At 24.1% G+C, this 12735-nt stretch carries 10 protein-coding genes and 1 tRNA gene; 4 read left to right on the top strand and 7 right to left on the bottom strand.

Annotation, left to right across the window (positions count from 1 at the left end; translation table 11 throughout):
- Positions 1-24: 24 nt before the first annotated feature.
- The 3 genes from metE to ftsY all read right to left on the bottom strand — a co-directional run bounded on the left by metE (position 25) and on the right by ftsY (position 5673).
- Entirely contained in the window at positions 25-2307 is a 2283-nt protein-coding gene (gene metE / locus D9V65_RS00125) for a 5-methyltetrahydropteroyltriglutamate--homocysteine S-methyltransferase (RefSeq protein WP_158341577.1), read from the bottom strand.
- A 1079-nt stretch (positions 2308-3386) separates the two neighbouring features.
- Entirely contained in the window at positions 3387-4241 is an 855-nt protein-coding gene (gene rpoH / locus D9V65_RS00120; RefSeq protein ID WP_158341576.1) for an RNA polymerase sigma factor RpoH, read from the bottom strand.
- 157 nt (positions 4242-4398) lie between these two features.
- Entirely contained in the window at positions 4399-5673 is a 1275-nt protein-coding gene (gene ftsY, locus D9V65_RS00115; RefSeq protein WP_158341575.1) for a signal recognition particle-docking protein FtsY, read from the bottom strand.
- Between the two features lie 88 nt (positions 5674-5761).
- On the opposite strand from ftsY, the gene rsmD reads away from it, so the two are divergent.
- From rsmD to dnaC, 3 genes are read left to right on the top strand one after another with little or no spacing between them, the layout of a single operon-like run.
- Entirely contained in the window at positions 5762-6358 is a 597-nt protein-coding gene (gene rsmD / locus D9V65_RS00110; protein WP_158341574.1) for a 16S rRNA (guanine(966)-N(2))-methyltransferase RsmD, read from the top strand.
- 34 nt (positions 6359-6392) lie between these two features.
- Complete coding sequence (locus D9V65_RS00105) at positions 6393-6950, top strand: DnaT-like ssDNA-binding domain-containing protein (RefSeq protein WP_158341573.1); 558 nt, start codon at positions 6393-6395, stop codon at positions 6948-6950.
- Positions 6950-7690 carry a DNA replication protein DnaC gene (dnaC, locus tag D9V65_RS00100; RefSeq protein ID WP_158341572.1) on the top strand — a complete coding sequence of 247 codons (741 nt, stop codon included), beginning with the start codon at positions 6950-6952 and terminating at the stop codon, positions 7688-7690. The genes D9V65_RS00105 and dnaC overlap by 1 nt, the downstream gene beginning before the upstream one ends.
- Before the next feature lie 77 nt (positions 7691-7767).
- Here dnaC and efp read toward each other — a convergent pair whose 3' ends face one another.
- The 3 genes from efp to D9V65_RS00085 all read right to left on the bottom strand — a co-directional run bounded on the left by efp (position 7768) and on the right by D9V65_RS00085 (position 10497).
- Positions 7768-8334 carry an elongation factor P gene (gene efp / locus D9V65_RS00095; protein ID WP_158341571.1) on the bottom strand — a complete coding sequence of 189 codons (567 nt, stop codon included), beginning with the start codon at positions 8332-8334 and terminating at the stop codon, positions 7768-7770.
- 115 nt (positions 8335-8449) lie between these two features.
- Entirely contained in the window at positions 8450-10096 is a 1647-nt protein-coding gene (gene groL / locus D9V65_RS00090) for a chaperonin GroEL (protein WP_158341570.1), read from the bottom strand.
- A gap of 110 nt (positions 10097-10206) precedes the next feature.
- A complete protein-coding gene (locus D9V65_RS00085) occupies positions 10207-10497 on the bottom strand; it encodes a co-chaperone GroES (RefSeq protein WP_158341569.1) in 291 nt (96 codons plus the stop codon).
- 295 nt (positions 10498-10792) lie between these two features.
- Here D9V65_RS00085 and D9V65_RS00080 point away from each other — a divergent pair.
- Positions 10793-10865: transfer RNA gene (locus D9V65_RS00080), tRNA-Phe, on the top strand.
- 474 nt (positions 10866-11339) lie between these two features.
- Here D9V65_RS00080 and mnmE read toward each other — a convergent pair.
- A complete protein-coding gene (gene mnmE, locus D9V65_RS00075; protein ID WP_158341568.1) occupies positions 11340-12704 on the bottom strand; it encodes a tRNA uridine-5-carboxymethylaminomethyl(34) synthesis GTPase MnmE in 1365 nt (454 codons plus the stop codon).
- Positions 12705-12735: the final 31 nt, after the last annotated feature.

Raw genomic sequence — 12735 nt, 5'->3', positions numbered from 1 at the left:
TTATTTTTATTTTTAATGAATTTTTTAATTTATTGGTTTATTTTTTTTTCGTACATTTTTTGTTGCAGTTACTATATTTTCTAAAGACTGTTTTATTTCTTTCCAGTTTCTTGTTTTTAATCCACAGTCTGGATTAACCCATAATCTATTTATAGAAATATATTTTAATGCTATTTCTAAGTTTGATTGAATTGATTTTACAGTAGGAATGGTAGAGGAATGAATATCATAAAATCCAGGTCCTATTTCATTGATATAGTTATGTTGTTGAAATAATTTTAGCAATTTTATATCAGATCTAGAAGTTTCAAGAGTAATTACATCAACGTCTAGTTTAATAATAGCTTGTATAATGTCGTTAAATTCACAGTAACACATGTGTGTGTGAATTTGCGTTTTGTTTTTAGTTTTATAGTAAGTTAACCTAAAAGATTCAGTAGCCCAATTTAAATAATTTTCCCACGATTTTTTTCTTAGAGGTAATCCTTCTCTTAAAGCAGGTTCATCAATTTGAATAATATTTATTCCTATTTTTTCTAAATCTAGAACTTCATCTTGTAGAGCTAAAGCTAGTTGATAAGCAACTTGACTTTTTTTAATGTCATCTCTTACAAAAGACCAACATAAAATAGTAACTGGACCTGTTAGCATTCCTTTTATTGGTTTTTTTGTTAAAGATTGAGCATATTTCATCCATTTTACAGTCATTGGTTTAGGACGTGATATATCACTTATGATAATTGGAGGTTTAACACATCTTGAACCGTAACTTTGAACCCAACCATTAGATGTAATTAAAAATCCATTCAGTTGTTCACCAAAATACTCAACCATATCATTTCTTTCTACTTCTCCGTGTACTAATACATCAATGTTTAAAGATTCTTGAAATGAAATTATTTTTTTTATATTTTCTTTGATTTTTGTTTCATAATCATTACTACTAATATTTTTTAATTTAAAGTCAAGTCTTAATTGTCTAATAGAGTCAGTTTGAGGGAAAGATCCAATAGTTGTTATTGGTAAAATAGGTAATTTTAGGCATTTTTTTTGTTCTAAACTTCTAATAGAATATGGAGATTTTTGGTATTTATTATTTTTCTTTATTTTTAATATTACTTCTTCTTTTTCTTTTTTTATATTTTTGTTTAGTTGTGTTCTAGAAAGAACAGGTTTACTCCATTCTTTTAACAATGAATAGTTATTGGTAATCAAAGCTGTTTTTAGTAAGAATAATTCATGACATTTTTCTAAAGCAAAAGATAACCAACTTTTTTCCATTTTGCTAATTTTAGTTTCTACTGAAAGATCAATTGGAACATGGATTAATGAACATGAAGTACCTATACAAATATTTTTTTTAATTTTCTTGATTAAATTAATTGTATTAATAGTTGAATTTAAATTTGTTTTCCAAACGTTTCTTCCGTTAATGACTCCTAATGATAAAAGCCATTTTTTTGGTATATTATTACATAACAAATCAATATTATAATTTTTATTAGTAATATCAATGTGTAATCCTTGCACAGGTAGTTCTTTAATAGTTTCTATATTATGAAATATACTTCCAAAATAGGTAGTTAATAATATTTTTTTAGAATTTTTCATAAATTCATAAGAGAATTTAAATGCGTTTAACCATTTTTCTGAAAGGTCTAATGTAAGTATAGGTTCTTCTATTTGTATCCAATTTATTTTTCTTTTTTCTAATTTAGAAATTATATTTTTATACACGTGTAAAATTTTTGCAAGTAAATCTAAACGATGAAAATTTTCCTCTTTTTCTTTTCCCAACCATAAATAGGATATGGGCCCTAATATCACTGGTTTTACATTAAAACCTAGTTCAATAGCTTCGTCTACTTCTTCTATAAGTTGTTTCCATGAATAAGTAAAACTGCTATTTTTTGTGAATTCAGGAACTATATAATGATAGTTAGTATTAAACCATTTTTTCATTTCTGATGGAACAATATGTTTATCTTTAGATTGATAACCTTTAGCAATTTTAAATATAGTATCAATATCAATAGTGTTATTTTTATTTTTAAATCTTTCTGGAATATTTCCCAGCAGCATAGTTGTATTTAAAACATGGTCATACCATGAGAAATCACCTACAGGGATAAGATCAATTCCAAGTTCTGCTTGTTTTTTCCAGTTATTTATTCGAATTTTTTTTCCTGTAGAAAATAATTCATCTTTTGTAATTTTTTTACTCCAGTATTTTTCTTGAGCTTGTTTAAGTTCTCTATTAGTTCCAATTCTAGGAAATCCTAGTGTATGAGTAAAAATAGTAGTCATATTTTTCCTTTTTAATTTTTTATGATATTACTCTTCTATAATAAAGATTTTTATAATAAAAAAAATTTTTAATAATTAAAAATTATACATATAGTTTTATTAATTTTTAATTTGTTTATTTATTGTTAGTACTAATATATTTTTAGTATTCCGTATTAGATATAATTTAAAAAAGTCTATATTATAGATTATATAATTTTCTATTCTTTTTGTTTAAGTGATTAAATTAATATTAATTAATTTTAATTATTGAGGAATTAATATTTTTTTAATAAAATGATATAATCTATTACATATACATGTAGTGTTTTAGAAGAAATTAAAAAAACATTTTACATCTACAATATATGTATATTAACGTATGTTAATAGTTAATAGTTTAAAGTTAATAGTGAAAAATAAAAAAAAATAAAATGTTTTAGTAGTTGTATAAATTATACTAGTTAATAAAAAAAACTAATTTAAGAAAATTATTTACGTTTAGTTAAAAAAATAAAGCAGTTAAACATTGTAAAAAGTAGTAATACGTTTTTTTATAAAGAATAGATACAAGTAACTTGATTGATCATATATGTTGGATATTAATGTAAACAATTAAGTAAATATTATATAGTTGTATAATTAATGTTTAATTATACATTTAAACGTAATTTTATTTTTACATATTAATTAATTGTTTTATGAAATGTAAAATTTTTATTTTTAACTTTTATATATTTTTGTATATATGTATCATTAATTATAAATAAGAAATTAGTTAACTTATATATATATTTATAAAGTTAAATAAATTTTAGTTTAAAAAATGTAAATTTTTTAATTTAAAATAAATAGATTTTTGTCTAAAATATACAATACATATTAATCATATATTGATATATATAATTACATTAAATATATAAATACATAAATGTAGTTATTTACACATTTATATAAAACATAATAAATTATGTTTTATTAATTTAACTCTAATTTACTTTTTATTTATAAATCGTTTATTATTTTATTATTAATAATAAAATGGAATATGTGTGTTTTATTATTTTTTTCTACATTAAAATTTATAATTGTGGTGTCTTTTAGTCTTTTATTTCGTTTCTTAGCTTTTTAATAGCATTTTTTTCGAGTTGTCGAACTCTTTCTGCTGATATACCATAGTCGTTAGCTATTTTTTGTAATGTTAATTTTTTTTCATATAACCATCTTACATGAATAATATATCGACTACGTTCGTCTAATTTTAAAAGAGCATTGCTTAATTTGTTTACTGCATGTTTTTCCCAATCATCTTTTTCTACTGTATTTGCAAAGTTAGAACTATTATCTTTTAAATGAGGAAGAATAGATTTTGTTTTTATATCACCGTATTCTTCTTCAGGTAGAGTATTGAACGCTACATCTTGTGCAGACATTCTTGATTCCATTTCTTTTACATCTTCCACGCTTACACCTAATTCATTGGCTACTATTTCTATTTCTTTAGAGTTAAACCAACCTAGCCTTTTTTTATTTTTTCTAAGATTAAAGAATAGTTTTCTTTGAGATTTTGTTGTAGCTACTTTTACTATTCTCCAATTTCGTAATACATATTCATGTATTTCAGATTTTATCCAATGTACTGCAAAAGACACTAATCTGACTCCTATTTCTGGATTAAATCTTCGAACAGATTTCATTAAACCAATATTTCCTTCTTGTATTAGATCTGCTTGAAGTAATCCATATCCAGAATAATTTCTAGCAATATGAATAACAAATCTTAAATGAGATAAAATTAAAATTTTTGCAGCTTCTAAATCTTTAAGATAGAAAAATTTTTTAGATAATTCTTTTTCTTCTTGTAATGATAACATAGGCCACAAGTTAGCAGATCTAATATAAGAATCAAGATTACCTAGATTCGGATTTGATAATAGTGTAAATTTTTTTGTCATATAGTATTTTTTAGATAGTTAATAGTTTTTTATATAAGTATAATAATACACTATATTTATAGTTTTGTTTGGCACATTGCGAATTGATGTATTAAAGAAATAATTTTTTATATTTATAAATTTTGAAAAAATAAAAGTATTTTTAAAAAAATCAGTGTTAATTTTTATTTTTTTCAAATAAAAATTCAATAAATTTTTGTTTATTAAATTCTTGTAAATCATAAATTTTTTCTCCAAATCCAAGATAATTAATAGGAATAGAGAATTGATCAGATATAGCAAATATAATTCCTCCTTTTGCTGTTCCGTCTAACTTAGTAACGATAATATTATTAACATTAATTGTATTATTAAATAATTTCACTTGTTGTAGTGTATTTTGTCCACTACATGCATCTATTACTAAAGTAATTTCAGGGCTAGATGATAGATTATATTTTTTTATTATTCTAATGATTTTTTTTAATTCTTCCATAAGATGTTGTTTGTTATGTAATCTGCCTGCAGTATCGGCGATTAAAACATCTATTTTTTTTGCTTTTGCAGCTTGAATAGAGTCATAAATAACTGCAGAAGGATCAGTTCCTATTCTATTATAAATAACTGGCACTTTATTTTTTTTTCCAAAAATTTGTAATTGATCTACAGCTGCAGCTCTAAAAGTATCTCCTGCAGCTAACATTATTGAATTTCCTGATTTTTTTAATTTATATGCTAATTTTCCAATAGTAGTAGTTTTCCCTACTCCATTAACTCCTACTATTAATATTATTTTTGGTTTTTTTTGGTTTATTTTTGTTTTTTTTTCTGAAGATTTATTCAAAATATTTAGTAGAATTTTTTTTAGAATAAGAAAAATTTCAGATTTATCAGCAGTATTATTTTTATGTATTTCTTTTTTTAAGGATTTAATAATATTAGCAGTAGTATTTACTCCAAAATCGGATAATAATAGCATTTCTTCAATGGATTCGAATAAATGATTGTTTTCTTGATTAGAAAAGAAAATTTTTTTTATTTTTTTTTCTAAATAATTTTTTGTTTTTTTTAAAGAAAATTGTAATGATTGAAATACGTTATTATATCTGTGTTCATTTTTTTTATTTTTTATACTTTTATAAATGTTATTATTCAGCGATGTAGTAGATAGTTTTTGTTTTTGATTATCTAATGTTTTATTAGAGGGTTGAGTAAGTTGTATTGATTGTTTTTGATTATTATTATTTAAATTTTGTATATTTTTGTTTTTTATTTCATTTTCTGTTATTTTGTTTCTTTTTTTTATAATAATCGTATTTTTTGAAATTTTTATTCCATCTTTTGTTGTTTCTTCTTGTTTATTTTGTTTTTGGTTTTCTTCTGGTTTATTATTATTTTTTTTTTTTTTATACCATAACCAAGAAAAAAAATTATTATAGTTTTTTTTAGACATAAATATCCTTATGTAGTATAGATTTATTATTTTATATGGGATACATTTAAGATTTTATATTTAATAATTTATATGTTTAAAGTATTTTATGAAAAAATTAAAAATTTTAAAAAATTTTAAAAAATATCCTAAAAAAATACGAATTATTTCTGGAAAATTCCGTTCTAGAATAATTAAACTACCTTCGTTTTCGTATAATTTAAGACCGACGACTAGTAATATGCGAGAAACTCTTTTTAATTGGTTAAATATAGTTATTCAAGATTCTGTTTGTTTAGATTGTTTTTCTGGAACTGGAGCCTTGAGTATAGAATCTGTATCTCGTGGAGCAAAGAGCGTTACATCTCTTGAAATTAATAAAAATTTAGTAAATAATATAAAAAAATGTTTGCGATTAATTTCAATAAGTAATATAAAAACAATTTGTATTAATTCTACCATTTGGTTAAGAAAAAGAAATATAAAAAAAAAGTTTGATATTGTTTTCGTTGATCCTCCTTTTTATCAAGGATTAGTTCAAATGATAATAAATTTATTAGAGGAATATAATTGGTTAAAAAAAAAGTCATATATATATATAGAACGAGAAAATATTAATACTAATTTAATTATACCAAACTGCTGGATTTTATATAAGAATAAAGTATCTAAAAATGTAATATATAGCTTATATATTCGTTGTTAATTTAAAAAGATTAGTTTTTATATAGGAATATTAGATGTCAATTAATTTGATTGTGTCAAATATAGTAACATTTGAACTTTTTTGTAAAGATCCTAAAAAATATTTACGTTTGGGAAATGAATCGGGTATTGTTGAAATAAAAAAAAATAAACCGATTATGTATGTAGTTTCTGCTAGTTTGTTAAATAAGTTAGTATCTATAACATATAAAGAGTATTTTTCAGAGTCAGTAAGAAACAGTAAAAAATTATTAATAGATTTTGAAAAAAAGAAAAGTGTGCCTTTTTTTACAGTTGAAAAAAAATTTAAAATGTACGATGAGTGGGTTCCTGATGACAATTTTATAAAAAAATCGCTAATTTGGGGAATTAATCTGATTACTCCTGTCACGGAATCAGAATTATCTTTTTTTGTTTCTTATTGGAAAGCAGAAGGACGTTATTTTTACCATATACAGTGGCAGCAAAAATTAGCACAAAGTTTAGACTATAGCAGGAATAAGAGTTTTATATTAGAAAAAAAAGAAAAAAGTATTTTTGAAAAAGAGTCTTATTTGAGCAATGAGGTTCCAATTGGTTTTAGAGAAAAATAATGAAAAAGAATATTAGTTTTTTGACACGATTAAAAAAGATAGTACCTGAACATGTAAAACCTAAATTTAAAACTGATAAGGAACTATTTTGTTGGAATCAAAAAGAAGGAATTTTGTCTTCTAATACAATTTTAGAAAGGAATAATACGTTAAGATTTAAAAAAGCTTTAATTCAATCTGGAATAAGAGAACTATATATTAATTGTTCTTTCGAAAATTATCAAGTTGAACATGACGGGCATAAAAGAGTTTTAGTTGCTGCTAAACGGTATGCTGAAGAATTTAATAAAAACATAGCTAGTTTTATATTTTCAGGAAGACCTGGAACCGGAAAAAATCATTTAGCTTCTGCTATAGGTAATTATTTGATTGTAAGTGGAAAATCAGTTCTTATTGTAACTGTAGCGGATTTAATGTCAAATATGAAAGGAACTTTCAATGGATATAGTAGGATTACTGAAGAAAATTTATTACATAACTTAAGTACTGTAGATCTGTTAATGATTGATGAAATAGGAATGCAAATAGAATCAAGATATGAAAAAGTAATTATTAATCAAATTGTGGATAGACGATCTTCTTCAAAACGTTCTACTGGTATGTTATCTAATTTAGATTATAGAGGAATGCAGCAGCTTTTAGGAGAGAGAGTAATAGATAGAATGAGATTAGGTAATGGATTATGGTTAAACTTTGAATGGGATAGTTATAGACAGTTTGTTAATGAGAAAAAATATTAGTTTCATTTTTTTATTTTACATAAAATAAAAAAATGTTATAGAAAATAAACATATTTTTATTTTTTCTATATCAATTATTATTTTATTCTTGAAACATATTGAGAACTTCTAGTATCTATTTTAATTTTATCTCCTGTTTTAATAAATAATGGAACTTTGATAGTTGCTCCTGTATTTAATTTTGCTAATTTATTTCCTGAAGTAATAGATTTTTTTTTATAGTATGGACTAGTTTGAACAACATATAAATTTATAAAATTATTCGGAATTACTGTAATAAGTTTTTCGTTCCAAATGGTAGCTTGGTATTCTGTTTCAGGTATAATCCATTTTTCATTTTCTTTTAATAATTTTCTATCTATTGAATATTCTTCAAAATTAGTTTTTTCCATAAAAAATAATGATTTATAATTTTTGTATAAATAATATACTATAATGTTTTTTATGTTAGCAATAGGTAATGAATCAGTATTTTTACAAGTTTTTTCTATTTTTTTTCCATTACAAAGTTGTTTGAGTGTTATTCTAACGAATGCTTGTCCTTTTCCTGGATTTACAAATGTGCTATTAATTATTATGTATGGTTCATTATTTAAAACTATTTTAGTGCCTTGTTTAAATTTAGCTGTATAATTTTCTGACATTTATTAATAATCCTAAGGATTTTTTATCGTGTGGAAATATGTAAAAGATTAAAAACTCGTTCTCAACAATATATGTAGTATTTATATATCAATATTGGTTGAGAACGAGAAATAATTACATCATACCGCCCATTCCACCCATTCCAGCACCAGCGGCAGGAGAACTTATATCTGATTTTTCTTCTTTTGGTAAATCAGTGACCATACATTCTGTTGTAATCATTAGTCCAGCTACAGAAGCAGCATACTGTAATGCCGATCTAGTAACTTTTGTAGGGTCTAATATTCCAAATTTAATCATATCTCCATATTCATCAGTAGCTGCATTATATCCGTAATTGTCTTTTCCATCTTTTACGTTATTAGTTACGACAGATGGTTCTTCACCTGAATTAGAGACAATTTGTCTTAAAGGCGCTTCCATTGCTTTTACAGCCACTCTTATTCCTACGTTTTGATCTTCATTCTGACCAGATATTTTAGATATTTTTTGTGCAACTCTAACTAAAGCAACTCCACCACCAGGTACTACACCTTCTTCTACTGCTGCCCTAGTAGCATGTAATGCGTCTTCAACTCTTGCTTTTTTTTCTTTCATTTCTACTTCTGTTGCAGCTCCTACTTTTAATACTGCTACTCCACCAGATAGTTTAGCTAGTCTTTCATTTAATTTTTCTTTATCATAATCAGAAGTTGCTTCTTGAATTTCTTGCTTTATTTGAGCTATTCTATTTTTAATGTCGGATTTTTTACCGATTCCGCCGATAATAGTAGTAGTATCTTTGGTTATAACCACTCGTTTTGCTTGACCTAAATCTTCTAGTGTAGTTTTTTCTAAATTCATAGCTAATTCTTCAGATATCACAGATCCAGAAGTTAGAATAGAAATATCTTGCAGCATAGATTTTCTACGGTCTCCAAAACCAGGAGCTTTTACTGCTGCTATTTTTACTATTCCTCGCATAGAATTTACTACTAAAGTAGCTAAAGCTTCTCCTTCTAGGTCTTCAGAAATAATTAATAAAGGTTTACTTGATTTTGCTACAGCTTCTAATATAGGTAGTAATTCTCTAATATTAGATATTTTTTTATCTGCCATTAAAATATATGGATTATCTAATTCTACTATTCCTGTTTCAGGTTTATTGATAAAATATGGAGATAAATAACCTCTATCAAATTGCATTCCTTTAACTACTTCTAATTCGTTTTGTAATCCTGTTCCTTCTTCTACTGTAATAACTCCATCATTTCCTACTTTATCCATAGCTTCGGCAATTAAAGATCCAACTTTTTCATCAGCATTTGCTGATATAGTTCCAACTTGTGTTATTGCTTTAGAATCAGAACAAGGAACAGACAATGATTTTAATTCATCTACAGCATTAATAACAGCTTTATCTATTCCTCTTTTTAAATCCATAGGATTCATTCCTGCTGCTACTGCTTTTAAACCTTCATTTACTATAGCTTGTGCTAATAATGTAGCAGTAGTTGTTCCATCTCCAGCAGCGTCGTTTGCTTTCGATGCAACCTCTTTAACCATTTGAGCACCCATATTTTCAAATTTATCTTCTAGTTCTATTTCTCTAGCTACAGACACTCCGTCTTTTGTTATACTTGGAGCTCCAAATGATTTATCTAAAATTACGTTTCTTCCTTTTGGTCCTAGAGTTACTTTTACAGCATCTGCTAATACATTTACTCCTCGAAGCATTTTAATTCTTGCTTCGTTTCCAAATTTTACATCTTTAGCAGCCATAGTATTTTTCCTTATATAAATAATTTATTTGTTTTACATGTTATGTAAAATATAAAAATATTTTAATTAAATAAAAATTTGGTTTTATTGTATAAATTTTTATACGTTAATTATTCTACAATTGCTAATATGTCACTTTCATTTAGAATTAATACATCTTCATTATTAATTTTTTCAGTTTTGGATCCGTACCCTTCGTTAAAAATAACAGTATCTCCAACTTTTACTTCTAGTTTTTGTAAGTTTCCATTATCTAATATTTTACCTTTTCCTACAGCTAAAACTTTTCCTCTAGTAGATTTCCCTGCTGCTGATCCTGTTAAAACTATTCCACCTGCTGATTTTGATTCGATTTCTTGAGGTTTCACTATAATTCGATCATATAATGGACGAATGTTCATTTTTTTTCTCCTATTCTATAGTGTTACCAAATTTTTAAATGATATTAAATGTTATTAAAACATACTTTATGTCTAATGTAGATATATGGATTCTAAATTAAACTTTCAAGTAGTTTTTAAAATTTTATATAAAAAAATATATTTTTTTGAAAAAGAAGTTTAATAATATTGTCATGGATAGAATAATTCAGAAATAAAAAAATTATTTTCTTAAAAACAGTTATTTAAAAAAAATTGTTAAATTTTAAATTTATTAATTGACATGTAAGCATGTTTAATGGTTATATATTACATAGCCCGAATAGCTCAGTCGGTAGAGCAGGGGACTGAAAATCCCCGTGTCGGTGGTTCAATTCCGCCTTCGGGCATTTTTTAAATTTTGTGAAACATTTTTATGTTTATAATTATAAATTTTATTTTTTATATAAAATAAAAGAATGATTTGTATACTGCATATACTTACATATAATGGATTATATCAATAATTACATAAAAATTTAATTTGAATTATTAAGTAATTAATAAAAATAATAACTATCATTAATAGTCGAAAAGAAACGAAAGTTATTATTTAATAACATATTTTAAATTTTGTTTTAATATAAAACATTATTATTAATTATTATTTTTACTAATATGTAAATAATGTTTTATGTTAATAAATAATTTTACATTGTAAAAAATAAATATGTATATTACTATATAAAATAATTATTTTAAAAACGTAGATAAAATTTTGATTTATATAGGTAAACGTTTAAAAAAATATTTTAAATATTTAAATAGTTGTACATTTTATAGATAGATATATGAAAATATAGTTTAAATTTGTTTAAATATATTTATTTACCAATACAAAAAGTAGAGAATATAGATTCTAACAAGTCTTCCGTAGTAAATTCCCCAGTTATTTTGCCTAATTTTTTTTGAATTAGTCTTAAATCTTCTGCTAAGAGTTCTATATTTTTATTTTTTTTCCACGCATAAATTGTTTCTGATAGAAATTCTAAGATATTATTTAATATATAAGAATGTCGTCTTTTAGAAATAAATAATCCTTCTGAACAAATGTTATTAGTCATAATTTTTTGTAAATGTGATCTTAAATGGTGTATTCCTGTATTTTTTTTTCCAGATACAAAGAGACATTTTCCTAATTTTGAAATATAGTGCATTCCAGGTTTTTTATTGATTAAGTCGCATTTATTCATAATAATACTAATTTTATTTTCTTTTATAGAAGATTTAAGTATAGAATTATAAATAGATATATTTTTTTTGTAAGATGTACTACAGTCTAAAATTAATAATATGTAGTTACATTGTTTAATTTTTTCCCACGTTCGCTTAATTCCTATTTTTTCTACTTTATCATTTGTATTATGTAATCCAGCTGTGTCTAAAATGTGTAGTAGGTTACCATTTAGATTTATTTTTTCTTGTAAAATATCTCTAGTAGTTCCTTTTATTTCAGTAACTATCGCGGAGTCGTTTAGTGATAATCGATTAAATAACGTAGATTTTCCAGTGTTTGGAGGTCCTATTAAGGCTAATTGAATTCCTTCATGAAGCAAACTTCCTTTATTTTCAGATAGTTTAATCATTTTTAGTTTCTTTAATATATTTAATAAAGTATTATTAATACTATTAATATCAATAGGAATGGATTCTTCATAAGAAAAATTTATATGGGTTTCAATTTTAGTTCTTAATTTTATTATTAATTTAGTAATATTGGAAATATTAACAGATAAATTACCTGTCATAGATTGTAATGAATAAATAGCAGCTTCTTCAGTATTAGAATTAATTAAATCAGCTATAGCTTCAGCTTGTATTAAATCTATTTTTCCATTTAAAAATGCTCTTTTAGAAAATTCTCCAGGATGAGCTATTCGAACATTTTTTACCGTAAGAATAGTATTTATAAGCATATCTAATATTATAGGATTTCCATGTCCTTGCAATTCTAAAGTATCTTCCCCTGTAAAAGAATTTGGAGATGGGAACCATAAAGCGATTCCTTTATCTATGATTTTCCCGTTATAATTTAAAAAATCTAAATATTCTGCATATCTTTCCTTGGGAATTTTTTTTAATACTAGTTTTGCTACTTTCTTGCATTGTTTTCCTGATATTCTCAATATTCCTACGCCAGACTTTCCTATTGGAGTTATTTGAGCTATGATAGTTTTTGAGTTAGTCATTTTGTATCCATAAATACTAAATTAGTTAATT

Origin of the sequence: Buchnera aphidicola (Anoecia oenotherae), from assembly GCF_005080765.1 — a bacterium.
GTDB classification, from domain to species: domain Bacteria; phylum Pseudomonadota; class Gammaproteobacteria; order Enterobacterales; family Enterobacteriaceae; genus Buchnera_E; species Buchnera_E aphidicola_AB.
The sequence above is the reverse complement of the archived record's forward strand: the minus strand, read 5'-3'. Positions and strand labels throughout refer to the sequence as shown.